General features: G+C 70.9%; 20 protein-coding genes and 1 pseudogene. 10 read left to right on the top strand and 11 right to left on the bottom strand.

Features of this window, described 5'->3' with window-relative positions; all coding sequences use genetic code 11:
* The first annotated feature begins 78 nt into the window (after positions 1 to 78).
* The 6 genes from J1792_RS19345 (at position 79) to J1792_RS19370 (ending at position 5,423) form a co-directional block, all read left to right on the top strand.
* Positions 79 to 1,005 (top strand): ABC transporter permease, encoded by a 927-nt coding sequence (locus tag J1792_RS19345; RefSeq protein WP_207247901.1) that lies wholly within the window; start codon positions 79 to 81, stop codon positions 1,003 to 1,005.
* Positions 998 to 1,966, top strand: a complete 969-nt coding sequence (locus tag J1792_RS19350; RefSeq protein ID WP_207247902.1) for an ABC transporter permease — start codon at positions 998 to 1,000, stop codon at positions 1,964 to 1,966. Before J1792_RS19345 ends, J1792_RS19350 begins: the two co-directional genes overlap by 8 nt.
* An 11-nt stretch (positions 1,967 to 1,977) precedes the next feature.
* Entirely contained in the window at positions 1,978 to 3,033 is a 1,056-nt protein-coding gene (locus tag J1792_RS19355; RefSeq protein WP_086572036.1) for an ABC transporter ATP-binding protein, read from the top strand.
* Complete coding sequence (locus tag J1792_RS19360) at positions 3,026 to 4,174, top strand: ABC transporter ATP-binding protein (protein ID WP_086572037.1); 1,149 nt, start codon at positions 3,026 to 3,028, stop codon at positions 4,172 to 4,174. Before J1792_RS19355 ends, J1792_RS19360 begins: the two co-directional genes overlap by 8 nt.
* A 167-nt stretch (positions 4,175 to 4,341) precedes the next feature.
* Positions 4,342 to 4,779, top strand: a complete 438-nt coding sequence (locus tag J1792_RS19365) for a DUF6924 domain-containing protein (protein ID WP_086572039.1) — start codon at positions 4,342 to 4,344, stop codon at positions 4,777 to 4,779.
* A gap of 152 nt (positions 4,780 to 4,931) precedes the next feature.
* Complete coding sequence (locus tag J1792_RS19370) at positions 4,932 to 5,423, top strand: hypothetical protein (RefSeq protein ID WP_143587742.1); 492 nt, start codon at positions 4,932 to 4,934, stop codon at positions 5,421 to 5,423.
* A 5-nt stretch (positions 5,424 to 5,428) separates the two neighbouring features.
* Here the strand turns inward: J1792_RS19370 and J1792_RS19375 are convergent, their stop codons facing one another.
* The 11 genes and pseudogenes from J1792_RS19375 to J1792_RS19425 form a co-directional block, all read right to left on the bottom strand.
* Positions 5,429 to 6,505: an ABC transporter ATP-binding protein gene (locus J1792_RS19375; protein WP_086572042.1), complete on the bottom strand. Its 1,077-nt coding sequence runs from the start codon at positions 6,503 to 6,505 to the stop codon at positions 5,429 to 5,431.
* The gene (locus J1792_RS19380) at positions 6,495 to 7,487 is read right to left on the bottom strand and encodes an ABC transporter ATP-binding protein (RefSeq protein ID WP_086572044.1); all 993 of its coding nucleotides are present in this window, start codon (positions 7,485 to 7,487) and stop codon (positions 6,495 to 6,497) included. The genes J1792_RS19375 and J1792_RS19380 overlap by 11 nt, the downstream gene beginning before the upstream one ends.
* Positions 7,488 to 7,499: 12 nt before the next feature.
* On the bottom strand, positions 7,500 to 8,471 hold the full coding sequence (locus J1792_RS19385) for an ABC transporter permease (RefSeq protein WP_086572046.1): 972 nt from the start codon (positions 8,469 to 8,471) through the stop codon (positions 7,500 to 7,502).
* Positions 8,464 to 9,387 carry an ABC transporter permease gene (locus tag J1792_RS19390; RefSeq protein ID WP_086572048.1) on the bottom strand — a complete coding sequence of 308 codons (924 nt, stop codon included), beginning with the start codon at positions 9,385 to 9,387 and terminating at the stop codon, positions 8,464 to 8,466. The genes J1792_RS19385 and J1792_RS19390 overlap by 8 nt, the downstream gene beginning before the upstream one ends.
* A gap of 45 nt (positions 9,388 to 9,432) precedes the next feature.
* Positions 9,433 to 11,085 (bottom strand): peptide ABC transporter substrate-binding protein, encoded by a 1,653-nt coding sequence (locus J1792_RS19395; RefSeq protein WP_086572050.1) that lies wholly within the window; start codon positions 11,083 to 11,085, stop codon positions 9,433 to 9,435.
* Between the two features lie 173 nt (positions 11,086 to 11,258).
* Positions 11,259 to 12,249 (bottom strand): annotated as a pseudogene (locus tag J1792_RS19400) (ABC transporter ATP-binding protein).
* The gene (locus J1792_RS19405; protein ID WP_086573159.1) at positions 12,246 to 13,238 is read right to left on the bottom strand and encodes an ABC transporter ATP-binding protein; all 993 of its coding nucleotides are present in this window, start codon (positions 13,236 to 13,238) and stop codon (positions 12,246 to 12,248) included. The pseudogene J1792_RS19400 and the gene J1792_RS19405 overlap by 4 nt, the downstream one beginning before the upstream one ends.
* 19 nt (positions 13,239 to 13,257) lie before the next feature.
* A complete protein-coding gene (locus J1792_RS19410; protein WP_086573157.1) occupies positions 13,258 to 14,235 on the bottom strand; it encodes an ABC transporter permease in 978 nt (325 codons plus the stop codon).
* Between the two features lie 20 nt (positions 14,236 to 14,255).
* Positions 14,256 to 16,061, bottom strand: a complete 1,806-nt coding sequence (locus J1792_RS19415) for an ABC transporter substrate-binding protein (RefSeq protein ID WP_086573156.1) — start codon at positions 16,059 to 16,061, stop codon at positions 14,256 to 14,258.
* Positions 16,062 to 16,136: 75 nt separating this feature from the next.
* Positions 16,137 to 17,108 carry an ABC transporter permease gene (locus J1792_RS19420; protein WP_086573154.1) on the bottom strand — a complete coding sequence of 324 codons (972 nt, stop codon included), beginning with the start codon at positions 17,106 to 17,108 and terminating at the stop codon, positions 16,137 to 16,139.
* A gap of 220 nt (positions 17,109 to 17,328) precedes the next feature.
* The gene (locus tag J1792_RS19425) at positions 17,329 to 19,449 is read right to left on the bottom strand and encodes a S9 family peptidase (RefSeq protein ID WP_207247903.1); all 2,121 of its coding nucleotides are present in this window, start codon (positions 19,447 to 19,449) and stop codon (positions 17,329 to 17,331) included.
* Positions 19,450 to 19,660: 211 nt separating this feature from the next.
* Here J1792_RS19425 and J1792_RS19430 point away from each other — a divergent pair, with 211 nt between their 5' ends.
* The 4 genes from J1792_RS19430 to J1792_RS19445 all read left to right on the top strand — a co-directional run bounded on the left by J1792_RS19430 (position 19,661) and on the right by J1792_RS19445 (position 23,953).
* The gene (locus tag J1792_RS19430; RefSeq protein WP_086573151.1) at positions 19,661 to 19,855 is read left to right on the top strand and encodes a hypothetical protein; all 195 of its coding nucleotides are present in this window, start codon (positions 19,661 to 19,663) and stop codon (positions 19,853 to 19,855) included.
* A gap of 96 nt (positions 19,856 to 19,951) precedes the next feature.
* On the top strand, positions 19,952 to 20,842 hold the full coding sequence (gene mshB, locus J1792_RS19435; protein ID WP_086573150.1) for an N-acetyl-1-D-myo-inositol-2-amino-2-deoxy-alpha-D-glucopyranoside deacetylase: 891 nt from the start codon (positions 19,952 to 19,954) through the stop codon (positions 20,840 to 20,842).
* Positions 20,843 to 20,853: 11 nt separating this feature from the next.
* The gene (locus tag J1792_RS19440) at positions 20,854 to 21,231 is read left to right on the top strand and encodes a DUF6113 family protein (protein WP_086573162.1); all 378 of its coding nucleotides are present in this window, start codon (positions 20,854 to 20,856) and stop codon (positions 21,229 to 21,231) included.
* Positions 21,232 to 21,412: 181 nt separating this feature from the next.
* Positions 21,413 to 23,953 carry a hypothetical protein gene (locus J1792_RS19445; RefSeq protein ID WP_207247904.1) on the top strand — a complete coding sequence of 847 codons (2,541 nt, stop codon included), beginning with the start codon at positions 21,413 to 21,415 and terminating at the stop codon, positions 23,951 to 23,953.
* Positions 23,954 to 24,116: the final 163 nt, after the last annotated feature.

Here is a 24,116-nt window from a genome sequence, read left to right on the forward strand (position 1 = left end):
ACGTAAGGCCCGGCGGCCGCCCTCCTCCCACAGGAACACGGGGGCGGCTGCCGGGCCCCGTCGGCGACAGGAGGAACCATGGGGCGCTTTGTCGCGAGGCGACTGCTCCAGATGATCCCGGTCTTCATCGGGACCACTTTGCTCATTTTCTTGATGGTGTATTCGCTGCCGGGCGACCCCGTCAAATCGCTCTTCGGCCCCAAGGCGGCCGACCCGGCGACGGTCGAGAGACTGCGCCACCAGTACGGCCTCGACAAGCCGTTGCTCGAGCAGTACTGGAACTACATCTCCGGCCTCTTCAAGGGTGACTTCGGGCAGAGCTTCACCGGCCGCCCGGTCGCCGACCTGATGGCCGAGGCCTTCCCGGTGACCATCCGGCTGGCCCTGCTCGCCTTCGGCTTCGAGGTCATCGTGGGCGTCGCCCTCGGTATCCTCACCGGCCTGAAGCGCGGCAAGTTCCTCGACCAGATCGTGCTCGTGCTCACCCTGGTCGTGATCTCGATCCCGGTCTTCGTCATCGGCTACGTCACGCAGTTCCTGCTGGGTCTGAAGTGGAAGGTCATCACACCGACCGTCCAGGACTCCATGAACATCGGGCAGTTGATGGTTCCGGCCATCGTGCTCGCCGCGCTCTCGCTGGCGTACGTCACCCGGCTCACGCGCACCACCGTGGGGGAGAACCTCCGCGCCGACTACATGCGCACCGCGGTGGCCAAGGGCCTGCCGCGCAAGCGCGTCATCGGGGTGCACCTGATGCGCAACTCCCTCATTCCTGTCGTCACGTTCCTCGGCACCGACCTCGGCATGCTGATGGGCGGCGCCATCGTCACCGAGGGCATCTTCAACATCCAGGGCGTGGGCAACACGCTCTTCCGGTCCATCCAGACCAGTGAAGGCCCCACCGTGGTGGGCATCGTGACCGTGCTCGTGCTCGTCTACCTCGTGAGCAGCCTGGTCGTCGATCTGCTGTACGCCGTCCTGGACCCGAGGATCCGTTATGCCTGAGAAGACTTCCCCCGAAGCAGGCCGCAGCACCGTCGCGGCAGCGGTGGTTGGCGCAGCTGAGCTCACCGAGGCGACCATCAAGACCCAGGGCCAGAACAAGCCCCGCTCCCTCGGTCAGGACGCGTGGCGCGAGCTGCGCGGCAGCTGGCTGTTCTGGGCGTCCGGCGTGCTGCTGGTCATCTTCATCGTCATGGCGGCGTTCCCGACGCTCTTCACCGACGTCGACCCGCGCCAGGCGGACCTTCGCGGCCACTACCTGGCCCCGCCGAACTGGTCCCACTTCTTCCAGGGCGACTGGTTCGGTTACAACGGCCAGGGCCAGAGCGTCTACGCCCGTACGGTCCACGGCGCCCGCGCCTCGATCATCGTCGGCGTCTGTGTGACGATCGCGGTCACCGTCTTCGGTGGCCTGGTGGGCATGCTCGCCGGCTACTTCGGCGGCTGGGTCGACGGTCTCCTCTCACGCATCACCGACATCTTCTTCGGCATCCCGCTGCTGCTCGGTGGTCTGACGCTGCTTCAGGCGTTCACCCACCGCACGGTGTGGACCGTGACGCTCGGCCTCGCCACCTTCGGCTGGATGCAGATCGCCCGCGTCATGCGCGGTGCGGTCATCACGCAGAAGCAGGCGGACTTCGTGACGGCGGCCCGCGCCCTGGGCGCCGGCACCGGCCGGATCCTCTTCCGGCACATCCTGCCGAACGTCCTCGGTCCGGTGATCGTCGTCGCCACCATCGCGCTCGGCGGCTACATCTCCACCGAGGCCACCCTGTCGTACCTGGGCATCGGCCTCCAGGACCCCGTGGTCTCCTGGGGCGTGGACATCTCCGCCGCCCAGAGCCAGCTGCGCGACGCCCCGCACGTCCTGCTCGTTCCGGCCACGTTCCTGAGCCTCACCGTGCTCGCGTTCATCCTGCTCGGCGACGCGGTGCGCGACGCCCTCGACCCCAAGCTGCGCTGAGGGAGGCGTACGTGACCACCATGGAGAAGACCGCGAACGTCCCCGAGCCGAGGGCCGGAGACGACACTGCACCCCTGCTGGAAGTCCGCGACCTGCACGTGGAGTTCCACACCCGGGACGGCGTCGCCAAGGCCGTCAACGGCGTCAACTACTCGGTCAGCGCGGGCGAGACCCTCGCCGTGCTGGGCGAGTCCGGCTCCGGCAAGTCCGTGACCGCGCAGGCCATCATGGGCATCCTCGACATGCCGCCGGGGAAGATCCCGCAGGGCGAGATCCTCTTCCGCGGCCAGGACATGCTCAAGATGTCCGGCGAGGAGCGCCGGAAGATCCGTGGCAGCAAGATCGCCATGATCTTCCAGGACGCGCTGTCCTCGCTGAATCCGGTGCTCAGCGTCGGCTACCAGCTCGGCGAGATGTACCGCGTGCATCAGGGCCTCTCCAAGAAGGAGGCCAAGGCCAAGGCCATCGACCTGATGGACCGGGTGCGCATCCCGGCGGCCAAGGAGCGCGTCAACGACTATCCGCACCAGTTCTCGGGCGGTATGCGGCAGCGCATCATGATCGCGATGGCGCTGGCGCTGGAGCCGGACCTGATCATCGCGGACGAGCCGACGACGGCCCTGGACGTGACCGTCCAGGCCCAGGTGATGGACCTGCTCGCGGAGCTGCAGCGCGAGTACAACATGGGTCTCATCCTGATCACCCACGACCTGGGTGTGGTCGCGGACGTCGCCGACAAGATCGCGGTGATGTACGCGGGCCGGATCGTCGAGACCGCCCCGGTGGGCGAGCTGTACAAGCGGCCCGCGCACCCGTACACCCGTGGCCTGCTGGACTCGATCCCGCGCCTGGACCAGAAGGGCCAGGAGCTCTACGCGATCAAGGGTCTGCCGCCCAACCTGCTGCACATCCCCACCGGCTGCGCGTTCAACCCCCGTTGCCCCAAGGCCACGGACCTGTGCCGCACCGACATCCCGGCGCTGCACCAGGTCACCGAGAAGGACGGCGCGGAGCTGGCCGGCCGCGGCAGCGCGTGCCACTTCTGGAAGGAGACGATCCATGGCTGAGAACAGCAAGAAGTCAGAGGCCGTGGACGCGACTCCGAACGTCTCCGAGGTCGAGGTCAGCGACGCGAGCACGACCGCCGAGGTCGAGGCCGTCCTCGACGCCCCGGTCGAGCGCGGCGAGCCGATCCTGCAGGTGCGCAACCTGGTCAAGCACTTCCCGCTGACCCAGGGCATCCTCTTCAAGAAGCAGGTCGGCGCGGTCAAGGCCGTCGACGGCGTCTCCTTCGACCTCTACCAGGGCGAGACCCTCGGCATCGTCGGCGAGTCCGGCTGTGGCAAGTCCACGGTCGCCAAGCTGCTGATGACCCTGGAGACGGCCACCTCCGGCGAGGTCTTCTACAAGGGCCAGGACATCACCAAGCTGTCCGGGCGCGCGCTGAAGGCCGTACGCCGCAACATCCAGATGGTCTTCCAGGACCCGTACACGTCGCTGAACCCGCGCATGACGGTCGGCGACATCATCGGGGAGCCCTTCGAGATCCACCCCGAGGTGGCCCCGAAGGGCGACCGGCGCAAGCGCGTCCAGGAGCTCCTGGACGTCGTGGGCCTGAACCCGGAGTACATCAACCGCTACCCGCACCAGTTCTCGGGCGGTCAGCGGCAGCGCATCGGCATCGCCCGCGGGCTGGCGCTCAACCCCGAGATCATCATCTGCGACGAGCCGGTGTCCGCGCTGGACGTGTCGGTGCAGGCGCAGGTCGTCAACCTGATGGAGAAGCTGCAGGACGAGTTCAACCTCTCCTACGTCTTCATCGCGCACGACCTGTCCATCGTCCGGCACATCTCCGACCGCGTCGGCGTGATGTACCTGGGCAAGATGGCCGAGATCGGCACGGACTCCGAGATCTACGACCACCCGACGCACCCCTACACCCAGGCGCTGCTGTCGGCCGTCCCGGTCCCGGACCCCGACGCCCGCGAGGGCCGCGAGCGCATCATCCTCACCGGTGACGTGCCCTCGCCGGCCAACCCGCCGTCCGGCTGCCGCTTCCGCACCCGCTGCTGGAAGGCCGAGGACAAGTGCGCCCAGGAGGTGCCGCTGCTGGCGGTGCCGGAGGTGTTCGCCGGCAAGAAGACCCCGGCGGCGCACGAGTCGGCGTGCCACTTCGCCGAGGAGAAGCAGGTGGTGGGCGCGGCGTAACGCCCGCCGCCCGCCGGCCGTACGACAAGGGGCTCCCCCGGACATCCGGGGGAGCCCCTTCTCGCTGCGCGCGCAGGCCTGGACCTGGCGGTACCGCGCGGGCGCGGGGGTGAGATCGTTCTGCTGACCTCGCAGACCACGGGGCATGTCCGAAGGGAACCAGAGCAGTGACGCAGGAACGTCCGTCGATATCCGCCCTCCTCACCGACGCCGGGTCCACGCCGGTGCTGCGCACCGACTTCTCCGACCAGGAGGCGTGGGAGGACATCCGGGAGGCGATCGGGACGCCGACCGAGCGCGACGAGTTCGTCGCGGACGTGACCCTCTTCGACGACGCCTCCTGCGAGGGCCTCACCGCCCGGGAGCTCGTCGCGCTCGTGCCGGACGACTACGACCACGCCCTCCTCGTCCTCGTCGACGACGTGGCCATGGCCTCGGACGAGATGCCGTTGCTGTGCGTCGACCTGGCGGACGAGCGGGGCCGTACGCTCCGCGTCGTCGCCGCCGAGCTCTGGTCGATCGAGAACAACCTCTCGCTCGCGAACATGGACTTCGAGGAGTTCGTGGACGCGGCCGAGGCCGACGGGGTCTTCCGGGGGTTCTGAGGCTCCGGACGGCGCACTCCTCAGGGCCGGTAGAAGGTCCGTCGGACGGGTCGAGGTCCACGACGGCTATGCCCTCGGCCGTGAACCGCAGGCCCGCCCGCTGGTCCCGGTGTTAGTTTCTGATCACGTGTCACCGCATTCAGGGGGGAATCGTGCGCAGAACTGCACAGCTGGCGGGGACGGCGCTGGCGGCCGTACTGATGGCGGGGTGCGCCGGAGGGGGCGGCGACAAGGCCGACGACCGTACGGCCTCCGCCGCACCGTCCGCCGCCCCGCGGCCGTCGGCGGCCACCGGGAAGGGCGGCCCCCTCGACGGCGCCTACGCGGCCCGGTCGGCGGACGGCCCGGTGGGCCTGTCCCTCTACGGGGACAAGGCGGCCGTCTACAGCGACAACGGCAAGCGCGCGTGCGTGGGCACCTTCCACCGGGACGCGAAGCCCGCCACGCTCGCCCTGCGCTGCGCCGACGGCAACACCGACCGGGCCGACGGCAAGGTCGATCCCACGGGCGACAAGACCCTGGTCATCACCTGGGACAGCGGCACGAAGGACACCTTCACCAGAACCGCCGACGCGGCCCCGCTGCCCGACCCCACCCGCCTCGGCGGAGGCCTGCCGGCCCCGACGAAGCTGGGCGACGGCTGAGGCCGTCAGGGCCCGTTCCACGACACCGGCGCCTCCGCCCCCGGCTCCCGCACCGGGACCACGTGCCGCTCCTCCGCGTAGTGGCACGCCGAGACGTGTGCCGCCGGGCCGCCGCCCTCGCGGAACCAGTCCGGGACCTCCAACGGCGGCACCACGCGCGCGCACTTCTCCTGGGCCTTCCAGCAGCGCGTACGGAAGCGGCAGCCGCTCGGCGGGTGCGCGGGCGAGGGCACGTCGCCCGTCAGCAGGATGCGCTCGCGCCGCTCGCGGGCGTCGGGGTCCGGGACGGGGACGGCGGACAGCAGGGCCTGGGTGTAGGGGTGGGTGGGGTGGTCGTAGATCTGGGCGTCCGTGCCCACCTCGGCCAGCCGGCCCAGGTACATCACCGCCACCCGGTCCGAGATGTGCCGCACCACCGACAGGTCGTGCGCGATGAAGACGTACGACAGGTCGAACTCGTTCTGCAGCCGTTCCAGCAGGTTGACGACCTGCGCCTGCACGGACACGTCCAGCGCGGAGACCGGTTCGTCGGCGACGATGACCTCCGGCCGCAGGGCCAGCCCGCGGGCGATGCCGATGCGCTGCCGCTGGCCGCCGGAGAACTGGTGCGGGTAGCGGTTGATGTACTCGGGATTGAGGCCGACCACATCCAGCAGTTCCTGCACCCGCCGGCGGCGGCTGCCCTTCGGGGCCACCTCGGGGTGGATCTCGAAGGGCTCCCCGATGATGTCGCCGACCGTCATGCGCGGGTTCAGCGACGTGTACGGGTCCTGGAAGACCATCTGGATGTTGCGGCGTACGGCCTTCAGCGCGCGCCCGGACAGCTTGGTGACGTCCTCGCCCTTGTAGCGGATGTGCCCGGACGTCGGGCGCTCGAGGCTGACGAGCAGCTTGGCGACCGTGGACTTGCCGCAGCCGGACTCCCCGACGATGCCGAGGGTCTCGCCGCGCCTGAGGTCGAAGGAGACGCCGTCGACGGCGTGCACGGCGCCGATCTGTTTTCTGATCAGGATGCCCCGGGTCAGCGGATAGTGCTTGACCAGGTCCCGTACCTCCAGGATCGCCTCGCCGTCAGCTCTCATCGAGGGTCTCCTTCCAGAAGTGGCAGGCGCTGGCCCGGCCGGGCTCCACGGCGTACAGCGGCGGCCGGTCCGAACGGCAGATGTCCTGGGCCCTGGGGCAGCGGGGGTTGAAGGGGCAGCCGGGCGGGATGGCGGTGAGGCTGGGTGGCAGGCCCTTGATGGCGTAGAGCTCCTGGCCCTTGTGGTCCAGGCGCGGGATCGAGTCGAGCAGGCCGCGGGTGTAGGGGTGCGCGGGCCGCTTGTAGAGCTCGTGCACGGGGGCGGTCTCGACGATCCGGCCCGCGTACATCACCGCGATCTTGTCGGCGACGTCGGCCACCACGCCCAGGTCGTGGGTGATCAGGACGAGGCCCATGTTGTACTCGCGCTGGAGCTCCGCGAGCAGGTCCATCACCTGGGCCTGGACGGTCACGTCCAGGGCCGTGGTCGGCTCGTCCGCGATGATCAGGTCCGGCTCCAGCGCCAGCGCCATCGCGATCATGATGCGCTGCCGCATGCCACCCGAGAACTGGTGCGGATAGTCCCGCACCCTCTCCTTCGCCGCCGGGATGCGCACCCGGTCCATCAGCTGCACGGCCCGCGCGCGGGCGTCCTTGCGGGTCATCCCCTGATGGACCTCGTACATCTCGCCGAGCTGCGCTCCCACCGTCATCACGGGGTTCAGCGACGACAGCGCGTCCTGGAAGATCATGGCGAGCTTCGCGCCGCGCACCCGGCGCCGGTGCTCCTCGCCCATGGTGAGCAGGTTCCTGCCCCGGAAGAGCACCTCGCCGCCGGTGACGAAGCCGGGTGGCGAGTCGAGGATGCCCATCACGGCCTGCGCGGTCACGGACTTGCCGGAGCCCGACTCGCCCAGCACGGCGAGGGTCTCGCCGGCGGCCACGGAGTAGCTGACGCCGTTGACGGCCTTGGCCACCCCGTCCCGGGTGCGGAATTCGACGTGCAGGTCGCGGACGTCCAGAAGCGTCGCCGGCTGCTCCATCTGTCGGGCTCCTCAGCGCAGCTTGGGGTCGAGGGCGTCGCGCACCGCGTCGCCGAGCATGATGAACGCGAGCACCGTGAGACTCAGCGCGCCCGCCGGCCACAGCAGCATGTGCGGGGCGTTGCGGATCTGGTTCGAGGCGTTGGAGATGTCGATCCCCCAGGACACCGTGGGCGGCTTGAGCCCGACGCCCAGGAACGACAGGGTCGCCTCCAGCGCGATGTACGTACCGAGGGCGATGGTCGCCACGACGATCACCGGGGCCACGGCGTTGGGGGCGATGTGCCGCAGCAGCAGCCGGGTGCCGCCGGCGCCGAGCGCCCGGGCCGCCTGCACGTAGTCGTGCTGCTTGGCGCCGACGACCGAGCCGCGGGCGATGCGGGAGATCTGCGGCCAGCCCAGCAGCACGATGAAGCCGACCACCGGCCACACCGATCCGCTGGTGACCATCGACAGGAACACCAGCCCGCCCAGGATGATCGGGATGCCGAAGAAGACGTCGGCCAGCCGGGAGAGCAGCGCGTCCCACCAACTGCCGAAGAAGCCCGCGAGCCCGCCCAGCACGCCGCCCAGCAGCGCGGCCCCGGCCGTGGCGCAGACGCCGACGGTGATCGAGGCCCGGGCCCCGTAGACCACGCGGGTGTAGACGTCGCAGCCCTGGGTGTCGTAGCCGAAGGGGTGGCCGGGCTGGGAGCCCTCCTGGGCCTTGGCGAGGTCGCACGAGAGGGGGTTGCCGCTCGCGATCAGGGAGGGCCGGATCGCGATGACGACCAGGAAGACGATGACGAGCGCGGAGAGCACGAACACGGGGCTGCGCAACAGGTCGTGCCAGGCGTCGGACCACAGGCTGCGGGCCTTGCCGCTCTGCGTCCCGCCGGGGATCGGGCCCCCCTCGAGCGTCTCGGCGTCGCTGGTGGCCAGGGTCATCGCCCCGCCGCCCGCCGGTGTGATCGTTTCCTTGTCGAGGGGGTCGGGCTCAGGCATAGCGGATCCTCGGGTCGAGCACGGCGTAGAGGAGGTCGACGATCAGGTTCGCCACCAGGAAGACGATGACCAGGACGGTCACGAAGCCGACGACGGTCGGCGAGTTCTGCCGCAGGATGCCCTGGTAGAGCTGGTAGCCGACGCCGTGGATGTTGAAGATCCGCTCGGTGACGATGGCCCCGCCCATCAGCGCCCCGATGTCGGTGCCGATGAAGGTGACGACCGGGATGAGGGAGTTGCGCAGCAGGTGCCGGGTGACGACGCGGTGCCGGGGCAGGCCCTTGGCGACGGCGGTGCGGAGGTAGTCGGCGCGGGAGTTCTCGGCGATGGACGTACGGGTCAGCCGGGTGACGTAGGCCAGCGAGGTCAGGGCCAGCACCGCGCCCGGCAGCAGCAGCTGGTCGAAGGGCGCGGCGGGGGACACGGACGGGGAGACCACCGCCCACTTCACCCCGAAGAGGTACTGCAGCACATAGCCGCTGACGAAGGTCGGGATGGAGACGACGACCAGGGTGGCCAGCAGGACGGAGGTGTCCACCGAGCGGCCGCGGCGCAGTCCGCTGAGGAGGCCGAGGGTGATGCCGATGACGATCTCGAAGAGGATCGCCACGATCGTCAGGCGCAGCGTCACCGGGAAGGCGTCGGCCATCAGCTCGAGGACGTCCTGGCCGTTGAAGGCGGTGCCGAAGTTCCCGGTGAGGATCTGCGCCATGTAGTGCAGGTACTGCTTCCACAGCGGCGCGTCGAGGTAGAGCTCCTGGCGGATGCGCGCGGCGGTCGCCGGGTCGGGGGCCTTGTCGCCGAAGAGGGCGGCGACCGGGTCGCCCAGGGCGTAGACCATGAAGAAGATCAGGAACGTGCTGCCGATGAACACGGGGATCATCTGGAGCAGCCGCCGGATCACATACCGTCCCATGACGACCAGGGCCTTTCCGGTGCGTACGCGCGTACCTGACGGGTCCTACTTGACGGTGATCCGTTCGTAGACGGGGACGCTGAAGGGGTTGAGCTCGACGTCCGCGATGTTCTCGGAGTAGCCGGCGCTGCCGTTCTGGTACCAGAGCGGGATGGCCGGCATCTGCTCGGCGAGGATCTTCTCCGCCTCCTGGAACGTGGCGACCGCCTTCGCCGTGTCCGACTCGGCGTTGGCCTCGTCGACGAGCTTGTCGAACTGCGCGTCGCCGAACTTCCCGAAGTTCGACGAGGCGCCGGTGTAGTAGAGCGGCTGCAGGAAGTTCTGCACCAGCGGGTAGTCCATCTGCCAGCCGGAGCGGAACATGCTGGTCATGCGCTGTTCGGTGACCTGGTTGCGGAAGTCGGCGAAGGTGCCGACCGGGTTGACCGTGCACGCCTTGTCGTCGCCCAGCGCGTTGTTGATGCTGTTGCAGACGGCGTCCATCCACACCCGGTGTGATCCGTTGTCGACGTTCGAGGTGATGGTGACCCTGCCGCCGGGCAGCCCGCCGCCCTCCTGGATCAGCCGCTTGGCCTGGCCCGGGTCGTATGTGCAGACGGCGCCGCACAGCCCGGCCTTGTAGCCGCCCTTCTCACCGAGCACCGGGGACGTCCAGTCGGTGGCCGGGGTGCGGGTCCTGCGGTAGATCTGTTCGGTGATCTGGTCCCGGTTGATGGCCATGGACAGCCCCCGCCGGACCTTCTCCATCCCGGCCTTGGACCAGGTCGCGTCGTACATGGGGAAGACGACGGTCTGGATGATCCCGGCGGGCTGGTTGATGTAGCGGTCGCCGAGGTCGGCCTTGACGTTCTTCAGCTGGGCGCTGGGAATGTCGTCGACGAGGTCGAGGTTCCCGGCCTGCAGGTCGGTGTAGGCGGTGTTGTTGTCGGTGTAGACCCGCAGCTCGACGCCGCTGTTGCGCGCCTTGTCCTCGCCGGGGTAGTCGTTCCACTTCGACAGCCGCATCTGCGAGCCCTTGGTGTACGAGTCGACCAGGTACGGCCCGTTGCCGACCGGCCGCTTCAGCCAGGCCGCGCGGTCGTCGAAGAACGCCCTCGGCAGCGGCGCGAAGGCGGCGTAGCCGAGGGTGTCCGGCCAGGTGGAGAACTTGGTGCGCAGCTTGACGGTGAAGGTGTGCGCGTCCTTCACGACCAGGCCGGAGAGGGTCTTGGCGGTGGGGGAGCCGCTCGCCGGGTGGACCTTGCCGTAGCCGTCGATGTCCTGGAAGAAGGGGGCGTTCTTCTGCTTGTTGTCGCTCAGCGCGGCGTAGTTCCAGGCGTCGACGAACGACTTCGCGGTCACCTCCTCGCCGTTGCTGAACGTCCAGCCGTCCTTGACGGTGATGGTGAAGTTCTGCTGGTCGGGGCTCTCGATCTTCTCGGCGAGCATGTTCCGGGCCTCGCCGGTCTTCGGGTCGTAGTGCTTGAGCCCCCGGAAGATCATCGCGAGGACCTTGCCGCCCTGTACCTCGTTGGTGTTGGCGGGCTCGAGCGGGCTCTGCGGGTCACCCCAGGAGGACCGCACGGTGCCGCTTCCGGTGGCCGACCCCCCTCCACCGCAGCCGGCGGCACACACCAGCGCGGCCCCGGCCGCCCCGACGGCCAGGCCGGCCCTGACCCACGATCGGGTGCGGGCGCGCGTGCGCGTGCCTCCACGCATGGGGTGCCCTCCTCGGCGCCTGGACCTGCCTAGGCCCAAATAACACCCTATGAAGCGTTATGAGACCGCGTTCCAGCACGTCTAAGTCGAAGAAACCGCCCATATGCGCGAGCGCCGCCCGACGGGCGATCCAGCCGGCCGCGCCCGGCGGCCCGCCGGGCCGCCCCCGCCCCTCAGCCCGCGGCCTCCGGGAAGTGGCATGCCGACAGGTGGCCCTCGTCGCTGCCCGGCGCCCGCTCCAGTGGGGGCTCCTGGTGGGCGCACAGGTCCTGGGCCTTCCAGCAGCGGGTGCGGAAGCGGCAGCCGGTCGGGGGTTGACGGGGGAGGGGACGTCGCCCGTGAGGCGGATGCGGTCGCGGGGGTGGTGGCGGCGTCGGCCGGTTCGGGGACGGCTGAGAGGAGGGCGTGGGTGTAGGGGTGGCGGGGGTGGTCGTAGATGTCCTCGCGGGTGCCCACCTCCACGATCCTGCCGAGGTACATCACCGCCACCCGCTGGGAGAAGTGCCGGACCACCGCCAGGTCGTGGGCGATGAAGAGGAAGGCGATGCCCAGCTCGCGCTGGAGGCGTTGCAGGAGGTTGACGACCTGGGCCTGGATGGAGACGTCCAGGGCGGAGACCGGCTCGTCGGCCACGATGACCTTGGGTTCCAGGGCCAGGGCGCGGGCCACGCCGATGCGCTGGCGCTGGCCGCCGGAGAATTCGTGCGGGAAGCGGTTGTAGTGCTCGGGGCTGAGGCCGACGGTCTCGAGGAGCTCGCGGACGCGGGCCTCGCGGCCGCCGGGCGGGGTGATGCCGTTGATCTCCATGGGGCCGGAGATGATCGTGCCGACGGTGTGCCGGGGGTTCAGGGACGAGTACGGGTCCTGGAAGATCATCTGGATCTGGGAGCGGATGGGGGCGAGCCGCTTGCGGCCCGCGTGGGTGATGTCCTCGCCCTGGTAGAGGACGCGCCCGGCGGTCGGCTCCAGCAGGCGGGTCAGCAGCCGGCCGGTCGTGGACTTGCCGCAGCCGGACTCGCCGACCAGGCCGAAGGCCTCGCCCGCCCGTACGGTCAGGTCGAGGCCGTCCACGGCCCGTACGGCGCCGACCCTGCGCTTGACGGGGAAGCCGCCCATGACGGGGAAGTGCTTGGTCAGGCCCTCGGCCACGAGGATGTCGTTCATCGGGTACGTCCCCTCCCGGCCCCGTCCGGCAGATGGCAGGCCGCTCCCCGGCCCTCCGGCGGCTCCGGTCGCTCGGTGCGGCACCGGTCGCCCCCGACCCGGTCGACGTACGCGCAGCGCGGGTGGAACGGGCACCCCGGCGGCGGGTCCAGCAGGCTCGGCGGGCTGCCCGGGATCGGGGTGAGCGGCTCGTCGACGGGCGAGGTCAGGCGGGGCATCGAGCCCAGCAGGCCCCAGGTGTAGGGGTGCCGGGGGGAGCGCAGGACCTCCCGGGCGGTGCCGCGTTCGACGGCCCGCCCGGCGTACATCACCAGCACGTCGTCGGCGGTGCCGGCCACGACCCCCAGGTCGTGGGTGATCAGCACGATCGCCGAACCCGTCTGCTGCTGGAGGTCCTTGAGCAGGTCGAGGATCTGGGCCTGCACGGTGACGTCCAGCGCGGTCGTCGGCTCGTCGGCGATCAGCAGCTCGGGGTCGCAGACCAGCGCCATCGCGATCATCGCGCGCTGGCGCATGCCGCCGGAGAACTGGTGCGGGTAGTCGTCCACGCGCAGCGCCGGGTTGGGGATGCCGACCTTCCGCAGCATCTCGATCGCCCGCAGCCGGGCCTCGCGCCGCGAGGCGCCGGTGTGCTTGCGGAAGGGCTCGGCGATCTGGCGGCCGACGGTGTAGTACGGCGAGAGCGCGGTGAGGGAGTCCTGGAAGATCATCGCCATGCGGTTGCCGCGCAGCTTCTCGAGCACGGACTCGGGGGCCGTGGTCAGGTCCTGGCCGTCGAGGAGGATGCGGCCCTCGATCTCCGTCGTACGCGGGTCGTGCAGCCCGAGCACGCTGAGGTTGGTGACGGACTTGCCGGAGCCGGACTCGCCGACGATGCCCAGCGTCCGCCCGCGCTCGACGTCGAAGGAGAGGCCGTCGACGGCCCGTACGACGCCGTCCTCGGTGGCGAAGCGCACGGACAGGTCCCGTACGGAGAGGAAAGCTGTCACTGTCGTCGTCTCCTGACGTTCAGGCGAGCCGTACGCGCGGGTCGATGAGGGCGTACGCGGCGTCGACGACGATGTTGGCGAGGACGATCGCCGTGCAGCCGACGAGCATCACGGCCATCAGCATCGGCAGGTCCGTGCCCGTCACCGAGGAGACGGCCAGCCGCCCCAGCCCGTGCAGGCTGAAGGTGAACTCGGTGATGATCGCCCCGCTGAAGAGCGAGCCGAGGTCGATGCCGAAGATGGTCACGATGGGCGCCAGCGCGCCCCGCCAGGCGTAGCGGAAGAAGACCGCGGACCGCCCGAGCCCCTTGGCCCGGGCGGTGCGCACATGGTCCTCGGAGAGCTGCTCGATCATCAGGGAGCGGGTCATGCGGCTGTAGCCCGCGATGAAGATGACGGAGAGCACCAGCCAGGGGATGAGCATGCCGGTGAACCACTTCACCGGGTCCTCGGTGATCGGGTGGTAGGCGGGGTTGTCCATCCAGTGCAGCCCGCTGACGAGGACGGCCAGGGCGAGGACGCCGACGAAGTAGATCTGCAGGGCGTTGCCGAGCAGCGAGAGCGAGCTGAAGAGCTTGTCGATCCAGGTGCCCCGGAAGGCGGCGGCGAGCATGCCGACGCCGACCCCGACGACGAGGAACACCACCGCCCCGCCCAGGGCGATGGACAGCGTCGTCGGGAAGCGGTCGACGATGGTGTCCCACACCGGCTGCTGGTTGGCGAAGGAGTAGCCGAAGCAGGGCGCGGGGCAGTGGCCGGCGGAGAACTCGCGGCCGGTGAAGATGCCCGCCATGTAGTGCCAGTACTGCACGGGGACGGGCTGGTCGAGGCCCAGGTTCTTGTTGATGACCGCGAGGGAGTCCGCCGTGCAGTTCTTGCCGCAGGACATCAGCGCGGGCTCGGAGGGCAGCGCGAAGAAGAGGAAGAACGTGATCGCGCTGATCAGCAGGATGATGACGAGGGCGCCGAGGGTGCGGCGGGCGAGGAATCTCAGCATGGCTCTTCCGTGGCCAGGTGCTACTTCACGAACACGCCGGTCGGGTCCACGCTGCCGTAGACCGGGTGGTACTTGACCCCGCCGAGGCCCGAGCCCCACAGCGAGAACTGCCGGTTGTAGAAGACGGGCACGCCCGGCACGTCGTCGGTCAGGACGCGGTCGGCGAGCTTCTGCCACTCGGGGGCGGCCTGCTTGACGTCGGGGATGGCGTTGATGCGGTCGATGTCGGCGTTGACCCGGGCGTTGTCGAGGTGCCCGTAGTTCTGGGCGCCGTCGGCGATCTGCCGGCCGTCGTAGAGCGGCGGGACGACGGTCGAGGAGACGGGCCAGTCCGCGCCCCAGGAGGTGCGGTAGATGTCGAACTTGTTCTTGACGTCCGCGATCGCCGTCCGCCAGGTGTTGGAGTCGACCTCCTTCTTCTGGACCGTGAAGCCCGCCCGCTCCAGGGCCTGGGTCACCACGACCGAGACCTTCTGCTGGACGTCGGTGTTGGCATAGGCGTAGACGATCTCCTGGCCGAGCTTTCCGGCCTCCTTCAGCAGCGCCTTGGCCTTCTCCGGGTCGCCGGCGGGCTTGGCCTTCTTGTCGAACGGGTCAGTGGGCCGGTAGCCGTCCATGGCGGGGGAGAGGAAGTTGGTGGCGATCACGCCGGCGGTCGCTCCGCCGTTCTGCTGCAGGATCTGCCCGTTGGGGATGGCGTAGGCGAGGGCCTTGCGGACCCTGACGTCCTTGAGGCGGTCGGTGTTGAAGCTGATGTAGTCGACGTAGGGCTGCACCTCGAGCAGCCGGCGCCCCTTGGTGTCGGCCTGGTTCAGGACCTTCTCGGTCATCTCGGGGGCGACGGCGTTGCTGAACGACAGGGTGGTCTTGTCGGAGCCCTGGTCGGCGAGGAAGCGGCGGGTGGAGTCGGCGTACTGGTGGCCGAAGCTGATGTCGAACCTGTCCGCGTACTGATGCCGGATGGGGTCCGTCCTCGGGTCCCAGTGCTCGTTGCGCACGAGAGTGAGGGACTTGCCGACCTTGTAGTCGCCGACCTTGTACGGGCCGGAGGAGAAGGGGGCGTTGTCGTACTTCTGCTTGGTGTCCTTCTCGGCCTTGACCGGTGCGACGTTGGGCATGGCGGTGGCGAAGGGGGCGTCGGCGTGCGGCTGCCGGAAGTGGAAGACGATCGTCTTGTCGTTCGGGGTGTCCAGCACGGACGAGGGCAGGTGCTTGCCGTCGTACGGGCCGTCCGGCAGGGCCTTGCGGAAGTCGTTGCCGTCGCCGGAGAGCCACTGCGGGATGTAGAGCGGGCCGTCGGACTGGTACGAGGCGTAGAGCCGCTCGATGCCCCACCGGACGTCCTGGGAGGTGATCGGCGAGCCGTCCTCGAACTTCAGCCCGTCCTTGAGCGTGAACGTCCAGGTCTTCCCGCCGTCGGAGGCCGTTCCGGCGTCGGTGGCCAGGTCGCCGACGACCTTGCCCCTGCCCTTGTCGTCGAACTTGTACGCGGTCAGGGTGCGGTTGTAGAGGAGCTGGTTGGTCAGGACGTCGATGTAGTAGATCTGCCCGGGGTCCAGGTGGTTGAAGGCGTCGCGCTGCAGGACGCCGACCGTGCCGCCCTTCTTCGCGCCCGGGACCTCGGGGGCGGGGCCGGCGGAGTCGGCCTTGGTGCCGATGGAGTAGTTCGCGGACGTCGTCTTGTCCTCGCCCGGCCCCTGGCTCTTGCCGCCGCCCCCGCCGCCACCTCCCCCGCCGCTGCACGCGGAGAGCACGAGCGCTCCCGCCGTCAGGGCGACGGCGGTGAGACGGGCTCTGTCCTTGCGGAACCTCGACGTGGGGGTCATGGTCGATGCACCTGCCTGTCGGTCGTCAGCGGGCAGTCGTAGGGGCCTTCGGGGCCTGCGCCGGCTTCACCGGCGTCACCGTCCGGTCCTGGGGTCGAACGCGTCCCGGACCGAGTCCCCGAGCAGGTTGAACGCGACCACGAAAATGATCATCGCGAGCCCGGGGAAGAAGATGTAGGTGATGTCGCTCTCGTAGTACCCGGCGCCGGCGGCGAACATCCGGCCCCAGTCCGGGGTGGGCTCCAGGATCCCCACGCCGATGAAGGACAGCCCCGCCTCCGTCGTCACCAGCGTGGGCAGCATCAGGGTCGACTGGACCAGGATCGGCGTCCAGAGGTTGGGCAGCAGCTCCTTGGTGATGATCCGCCAGGGGGACGCGCCGGTCACCTTGGCCGCCTCCACGAACTCCCGCTCCCGCAGGCTCAGCACCTGCCCGCGCAGCAGCCGGGCCAGCCCCATCCAGCCCAGCGCCCACAGCACCAGGATCAGGGTGAGCACGCGCAGCGAGGTCGGGGTCTCCTTCTCGGGGCTGACGAAGAGGGAGTAGACGATCGGGGTGAAGGCGATGAACGACAGCTGCGCGGGGAAGGCCAGCAGCAGGTCGATGAACCGCCCGAGGAGGTAGTCGGTCCTCCCGCCGAGATAGCCCGCCGTCACCCCGACGAGGACGCCCGTCAGCACGCACAGCACCGTGGCGGCCGCGGCGATCAGCAGGGAGGTGCGGATGCCGTAGACGAGCTGGGTCAGGACGTCCCGGCCCATCGTCGGCTCGAGGCCGAACCAGAAGCGGCCGGAGACGCCGCCGTTGGGCGCGACCGGATAGCCGAACTCGTTGAGCAGGCCCGACTCGTCCAGCCCGTAGGTGGCGGTGGGGCTCTTGCCGTAGACCGCCGAGATCAGGGGTGCGGCGAGCGCGACGACGAAGAAGAAGGCGACGACGTACGCCGAGACGACCCCCGAGCGGTCGCGCTTGAAGCGCCGCCACATCAGCTGTCCGGGCGACCGGCCCACGAGCTCACGGGGCTGGGTCTGGGAAGGAATCGGCATCGCGTGGATCCCCCGCACTGTCGTCTCGTCGGCCCTGCGCGGATATGGCGAACGCGGTTGGGTTGAGCGGACTTTCGCAATGGATGAACAGTGCAGTCAAGGGGGCTGCGGTGGACGACGCGGCCTTCCCCCGCTTCTTGAGCGAAGGTTGTGCGGATCGAGGTGACGGCGTGCTTGACAGCGAGGTCGAGCACACCGCCCCGAGACCACCCTCACGGGCTCAGGCGACGCCCAAGGAGCGCTTGAGGAAGTCGACTTGAAGCAGCAGCAGATTCTCGGCGACCTGCTCCTGCGGGGTCATGTGGGTCACCCCGGACAGCGGCAGCACCTCGTGCGGGCGGCCCGCGGCGAGCAGTGCCGAGGACAGGCGCAGGGTGTGGGCGGCGACCACGTTGTCGTCCGCGAGGCCATGGACGATCATCAGCGGACGGGTTCGGTCCGCCGGCGACGACAGACCGTCGTCGGTGACGAGGGAGTTACGGGCGTACACCTCCGGACGCTCCTGGGGCATCCCGAGATAGCGCTCGGTGTAGTGGGTGTCGTACAGCCGCCAGTCGGTGACGGGGGCGCCCGCGACGGCCGCGTGGAAGACGTCGGGGCGGCGCAGTACGGCCAGGGCCGCGAGGTAGCCGCCGTAGGACCAGCCGCGGATGCCCACCCGGCCGAGGTCGAGCGGGTAGCGGCCGGCCAGCGCGCGCAGCGCCTCGGCCTGGTCCTCGAGGGTGGCGTCGGCGAAGTCCTCGTGGATCGCCTTCTCCCACGTGGGGGAGGTGTGCGGGGTGCCCCGGCCGTCGGCGACGACCACGGCGAAGCCCTGGTCGGCGAACCACTGCGAGGTCAGGTGGGCGTTGTGGGCGGCCACCACGCGCTGCCCGTGCGGGCCGCCGTAGGGGTCCATGAGCACGGGCAGCGGCCCGTCGCCCTCCCGGTAGGTGCCGGGCAGCAGGACGGTGGCGGGAATGCCGCGTTCGCCCGCCCGCTCGAGCCGCGGCCGGGCGGTCAGCACGGGCCGCTCGGCGTACGACAGGACGGTGGCGGCCTGCTCGCCGTCGCGCAGGATCCGTACGGTGGCGCCGGGGCGGTCGAGGGCCGACGACGCCAGCACGGTCACCGCACCCGAACGCACGGCCGAGTGCCAGCCCGGCTCCCGCGAAACCCGCTCGGCCCCTCGCTCGTTGACGCGGTAGACGTGCGCCTCGCCGGTCTCGGGCTCACCGGCCTCCGGGCCGGCCGACGCGGCGATCAGCACGTCCTCCGGACCGACGTTCAGCACGGCCCGTACGTGCAGCCGGGCGTCGGTCAGCGTCCGCTCGCCGACGGCCAGCACACGGGCGCCGGCCTCGTCGGCGATCCGGACGAGCCTGCCGTCGGGCGTCCAGGCGGGCACTCCTGCGAAAAGTTCCAGCCACTTCGGATCCTCGTCCGTGTGCAGCACACGCGTCGCGCCCGTCCCGGTGTCCACCGCCAGGTACGCCTGGTGGCGCTGGTCGCGGGTCTGGACGAGCAGCAGCGGCGGGCCGCCGGCGGACCAGTGGACCCGGGCGAGGTAGGGGTGGCGCTCCCGGTCCCACACGATGTCCGTGCGTGTGCCGTCCAGACCCAGCAGCGCGAGGGACACCTCGGCGTTGGGCGTGCCGGCCGCCGGGTAGGCCACCTCGGCGGGCGCGCTCGCGGGGTTGGCCGGGTCGGCGATCCACCAGCGCCGCACGGGCGCGTCGTCCACCCGGGCGGCCAGCAGCGCGTCGCTGCCGGGCGACCACCAGAAGCCGCGCGAGCGGTCCATCTCCTCGGCGGCGATGAACTCCGCCAGGCCCCAGGTCGTTCCGGCGCCCTCCGGCCCGGCCAGGGCCCGGTCGCCGGTGCCGTCGGCGGCCGCGACACGCAGGGCGCCGCCGGCGACGTAGGCCACATGGCGGCCGTCCGGCGACGGCCGCGGGTCGGCCACCGGCCCGGGCGTCTCGAGCTCGCGGGCCGTGCCGCCGCGCAGCTCGGCGACGTACAACCGCCCCGACAGCGCGAACGCCGCCAACTCCACGGCGCCGTCCACCGCGTATCCCACGACGCCCGCCGAGCCCTCGCGGCTGCGCTCGCGGCGCGCCCGCTCCTCGGCCGACAACTCCTCCTCGGCCCCGCCCAGCAGGGCCTTGGGGTCGGCGGCCGGGTACTCCCTGCCCTCGTCGAGGTCCAGCACCCACAGCACGTTCGCCCGATCGGTGCCCGAACGGGAGCGCAGGAAGACGACACGCGAGCCGTCAGGCGACACGCTGAACGCGCGCGGCGCGCCGAGCGAGAAACGTTGGGTACGGGCGTGCTGACGGGGAAACGAGAGCTGTCCGGTCATGCCTGGGAGCCTAGAGGCCCTATCACCGGGTTCACCCAAGACGGCGAGAACTCGCCGTGCGCCCCGTGTTTGCTCCCGTGCACCGAGTCATGCGCACGCACGGAAAGTTATGATCGCTCGCGCATAGTGGATATGACTCCCCTGGCGTCGTATGCCACCCGGGCATTCGTATGCCGTCCGTCCGACCGCGCGTACCTGGAGGTGAGCCGCTGTGGCACTTTCGATTTCGGCGGTGGTGCTGCTGGCGATCATCGTCTTCCTTTTGGTCCGGAAGTCCGGGCTGAAGGCGGGCCACGCCGCGATCTGCGTGCTGCTGGGCTTCTACCTCGCCAGCTCGTCCATCGCCCCCACGCTGAACCAGCTGACCACCAGCGTCACGGGGATGATCAGCAACATCAAGTTCTGACGGCCCGCGCGCGCGAGGGGCGTACGGGCGGTGGGTGCGGGGTGCGGCCTGACGGGTGGCGCCCCGGCGGGCCCGTGCGGCTCGTAGGCTGGAGTCATGACCGACCTTCCCGGCCGCCGGCTGCTCCTGGTGCACGCGCACCCGGACGACGAATCGATCAACAACGGCGCGACCATGGCCAAGTACGCCGCCGAGGGTGCCCTTGTCACGCTCGTGACCTGCACGCTCGGCGAGGAGGGCGAGGTGATCCCGCCCGGACTGGCGCATCTCGCCGCGGACCGGGACAACACCCTGGGCGCCCATCGCATGGGCGAACTCGCCGCCGCGATGAAGGAGCTGGGCGTCACCGACCACCGCTTCCTCGGCGGCCCCGGGCAGTACCGCGACTCCGGCATGATGGGCGCCCCGCAGAACGCCGACCCCGCCTCCTTCTGGCAGGCGGACCTCGACGAGGCGGCCGCGTCGCTCGTAGAGGTGATCCGCGAGGTGCGCCCGCAGGTGCTCGTCACCTATGACCCCGACGGCGGTTACGGCCACCCCGACCACATCAAGGCGCACCGCGTCGCGATGCGCGCGGCGGAACTCGCCGCCGAACCGGCGTACCGCCGGGACTTGGGCGATCCGTACGACATCGCGAAAATCTACTGGAATTGTGTGCCGATGTCCGTTGTGGAGGCGGGCTTCGCCCGGCTGCGCGCGGCGGGCCGCGACAAGGAGCTCTTCCCCGGCATCGCCTCGCCCGAGGACGTCCCCGGCGTGGTGCCCGACGACGAGGTGACGGCCGCGGTCGACACCGCCGCCCACGCGCCGCGCAAGGCGGCCGCGATGCGTGCCCACGCCACGCAGATCGCCGTGGACGGCCCCTTCTTCGCGCTCTCCAACGACCTGGGGCAGCCGCTCTTCCCCACCGAGTACTACAAGCTCGTCAAGGGCCGGCCCGGCGCCGCCGGACGCGAGGACGACCTCTTCGCCGGAGTGGACGCGTGAACGACGGCCTGATGAGACTCCCCAGCGCCAAACGTCTGTTCGCCTATCTGGGACTGGCGCTGCTCGGCCTGCTGGTCGGGGCGGGCGGGGCGCTGGTGCAAGGGGGCTGGTTCCCCGCCGGGTTGCTGCTGGCCCTGCTCGGCGTCGCCGGGCTGTGCTACGGCGGCGCGACGGCGATGCGCAGCAGGGCCGGCGGTGCCGTGCCGGGCGCCGGGTGGCTGGTCGCGGTGCTGTTCCTGGCCGCCAACCGGCCGGAGGGCGACTTCGTCTTCGGCGCCGGACTGGGTTCGTACGTCTTCCTGCTGGGCGGGATGATCGTCGCTGTGATGTGCGCCACGGTCGCGAAATCGCCGCAACCGGAACGGCCTCCGGCCCGACTTGGCAAGTGACGTGGGGATTTTTACCCGTCCGGCACCCGACCGGCCGGGGGACCGAACCAGCGGTCGTCCATGACGAGCCCGTGGTGGCCAGTATGGTTGTGCGCGCCGCCGAGCCTCCCCTGGCCTCCGGCGATGGGCGACCCAAAGCGAGGTCAACGAGGGCGGCAAAGAGTATCCGGGAGAACCTGCTTTGAGCCGTGCATCTGACAGTTCGTCCTCCGGGCCCCAGGGGCGCGGTGGCGCCGCCTACCCGTCGGGCACCCCGCCGTACGGGACCGGTCCCGACGCGGATCCGGCCGCCGCTGCCGCCAAGCCCGGTGAGCCGAAGACCGAAACCACGCTGACGACGCGGATCCGCATCAACATCCCCGGCTCGCGCCCGATTCCGCCGGTCGTCATGCGTACGCCCCTGGGCGACGAGGCCCCGGCCGCCGAGGCGGCTCCCGCGGACGCGCCGGCCCCGGCGCCCGCGAGCGACCGCAAGGAGGGCCTGCCGACCCGTCCCAAGCGCTCCGACCGGCGTGCGCCCGGCGCGGCGCCGCCCGGCATGGAGCCCGGCTCCGGGGACAAGCCCAGCGACTGGTTCGCGCCCCGCAAGGCCGGCGGCGCCCCGCCGCCCCCGCCCGCCGCGGCCCGCCGTCAGCAGGCCAAGGGCGGTGGCCAGCAGGCCAAGGGCGGCGGCAAGCAGCAGCCGCCGCTGCCGCGCCGTGGCGGCGGCCAGAACCCGCCCGCGGGCGGTGGCGCGGGCATGGCCGCCGGTGCCGGCATGGGCGGCAACGCCGGTGCGGGCGGCGGCGTCTGGCAGGACGCGCCCCGGGCCGACCAGCTGCCGCAGCCGCCCGCTCCGCCCGTCTCCGGCGGTGCCCCCACCGGTGGTGGCGCGCCCTGGCCGAACGACCCCTCGACGACCGCCGCGATGCCGCAGCCGCCCCTCCCGGGCGCCGGCGCCATGCAGGGCGGCGCGCCCATGAACGGTGGTGCCCCTGTTCCGGGCGGCGCCCCGGCGGCCGGCGTCGACGACTGGCCGGGCGCCTCCGGCGCGCCGGGCAACGCCTGGCCGAACGACCCGTCGACCACGGGCGCCATGCCGCAGCCCCCGCTGCCCGGCGACCCGTCGACCACGGCCGCCACGCCCTGGTCCAACGACCCCTCCACCACCGCTGCCACCCCGTGGCCGAACGACCCCTCGACGACGGCCTCGATGCCGCAGCCGCCCGTCGACGACTGGCCGGTCACCCCGTCCGCGGGCGGCGGCCAGGCGGCCGGAGCGTCCGCTCCCGGCGGCGCGCCCACCAAGCGCCGCCGCGGCGGCGACGACTGGCCGGGCGGCGCCCCCGCCGCGGGTGGTGCCGCTGCTCCGGGCGGCGACTCGGCGCAGGCGAACGCCCGCGCCGCGGCCGCCCAGCAGTTCCCGCCGCCCACCATCGGCGGCATGCCCGCCGGCGGCGCGGCCTTCGCGCCCGGCCGTACGGACACTCCGCGCGAGGGCACCCCCGTCGTCCGGAGCGGTGGCGGCCAGCCCGGCGCCAAGGGCAAGAAGAAGCGCGGCGCCAAGGCGCCCGCGCCCGCCGGCTCCCCGCAGGCGTCCGGCGAGCGGCTGGTCAGCGGCGTACCGCCGGTGTCCCCGGCCGCCGGCCAGGTCCCCAAGCCGGGAGCGGACGGCGGCGCGCCGCGCGTGCCCGTGCCCAAGCCGAAGCCGGGTCCGGCGGTCCCCAAGCCCCCGGCGGCGGCCACGGCTCCCAAGCCCCCGGCCAAGGGCGCCAAGGCCGCGAAGAGCGCGCCCAAGAAGAAGGGCCGCAACAAGCTGGTGCTCCTGGGCGGCGGCCTCGTCGCCCTGGTCGGCGTCGCGTACGCGGCCGGGCTGCTGCTCGACCACGCGGACGTGCCCAACGGCACGACCGTGCTCGGCGTCGACATCGGCGGCACGTCCAAGGAACAGGCCGTCCAGAAGCTCGACTCCGCCCTCGGCAACCGGGCGACCGCCCCGCTGAAGGTCTCCATCGGCGGCAAGACGGCCGACCTCAAGCCGTCCGTGGCGGGCCTGTCCATCGACACCCAGGCCACCGTGCGCGCGGCGGCGGTGAAGGACTACAACCCCGTCACCGTCCTCGGCTCGCTCGTCGGCGGCACGCGGACGGCCGAGCCGACCGTGACCGTGGACGAGGAGAAGGTGGCCGCCGCCCTCAAGACGCTGGCCGGCGAGAGCGGCGGTGCCAAGGAGGGGACGATCAAGTTCCAGCCGGGCAAGGCCGTGGCCGTGTACGGGCAGCCGTACGAGGGCATCGACGTCGACGGCTCGGTCAAGACGATCTCCAAGGCCTACCGCGACCGCGCGGCCACCGGCCAGGACAAGCCCGTCACGCTGGCCACCTCCGCGCAGCAGCCGAAGATCTCCAAGGCCGAGGTCGACCGGAAGATGAAGGAGTTCGCGGAGCCCGCGATGTCCGGTCTGGTCACGGTCCAGACCGACCCGGCGCACAAGATCCAGTTCGGTCCGGACCGCTCGCTGCCGAAGATCCTCTCCGTCAAGGAGGTCAACGGCCAGCTCGTGGAGAACTACGACCTGGACGCGCTCAAGGAGCTGTACGGCGCCGCCTTCAACGGCGTGCTCATCCAGCGCGGCAGCGGCGAGAAGAAGCCGGTCATGCCGCAGGACGTCGCCAACGCCCTCAACAAGGCGCTGCGCGGCAAGACGCCGGCCGAGCGGGTCGGGGTCATCCCGCTGAGCTGAGCCGGGCCGTCCTTCCCCGTGTGAGCCCCCGTGTCCCTCGTGGCGCGGGGGCTCCCGCGTACCCGGGGGCCTCACGGATGCCGGCCCACCCATGACATCTGTCATGGCGGGCTCACGACGGCTGACACTGCCGCCCGCGCCCCGTTCTCGCGATGATTTCCCC

The sequence above is a fragment of the Streptomyces triculaminicus genome, assembly GCF_017349075.1.
Taxonomy (GTDB): Bacteria; Actinomycetota; Actinomycetes; order Streptomycetales; family Streptomycetaceae; genus Streptomyces; species Streptomyces triculaminicus.

Coding starts and splice junctions, on each gene's coding strand:
- J1792_RS19345 (WP_207247901.1), top strand. CDS start 79: ATGGGGCGCTTTGTCGCGAGGCGACTGCTCCAGATGATCCCGGTCTTC.
- J1792_RS19360 (WP_086572037.1), top strand. CDS start 3,026: ATGGCTGAGAACAGCAAGAAGTCAGAGGCCGTGGACGCGACTCCGAAC.
- J1792_RS19390 (WP_086572048.1), bottom strand. CDS start 9,387: ATGGGACGGTATGTGATCCGGCGGCTGCTCCAGATGATCCCCGTGTTC.
- J1792_RS19350 (WP_207247902.1), top strand. CDS start 998: ATGCCTGAGAAGACTTCCCCCGAAGCAGGCCGCAGCACCGTCGCGGCA.
- J1792_RS19385 (WP_086572046.1), bottom strand. CDS start 8,471: ATGCCTGAGCCCGACCCCCTCGACAAGGAAACGATCACACCGGCGGGC.
- mshB (WP_086573150.1), top strand. CDS start 19,952: ATGACCGACCTTCCCGGCCGCCGGCTGCTCCTGGTGCACGCGCACCCG.
- J1792_RS19425 (WP_207247903.1), bottom strand. CDS start 19,449: ATGACCGGACAGCTCTCGTTTCCCCGTCAGCACGCCCGTACCCAACGT.
- J1792_RS19375 (WP_086572042.1), bottom strand. CDS start 6,505: ATGAGAGCTGACGGCGAGGCGATCCTGGAGGTACGGGACCTGGTCAAG.
- J1792_RS19380 (WP_086572044.1), bottom strand. CDS start 7,487: ATGGAGCAGCCGGCGACGCTTCTGGACGTCCGCGACCTGCACGTCGAA.
- J1792_RS19420 (WP_086573154.1), bottom strand. CDS start 17,108: ATGCCGATTCCTTCCCAGACCCAGCCCCGTGAGCTCGTGGGCCGGTCG.
- J1792_RS19410 (WP_086573157.1), bottom strand. CDS start 14,235: ATGCTGAGATTCCTCGCCCGCCGCACCCTCGGCGCCCTCGTCATCATC.
- J1792_RS19415 (WP_086573156.1), bottom strand. CDS start 16,061: ATGACCCCCACGTCGAGGTTCCGCAAGGACAGAGCCCGTCTCACCGCC.
- J1792_RS19440 (WP_086573162.1), top strand. CDS start 20,854: ATGAGACTCCCCAGCGCCAAACGTCTGTTCGCCTATCTGGGACTGGCG.
- J1792_RS19395 (WP_086572050.1), bottom strand. CDS start 11,085: ATGCGTGGAGGCACGCGCACGCGCGCCCGCACCCGATCGTGGGTCAGG.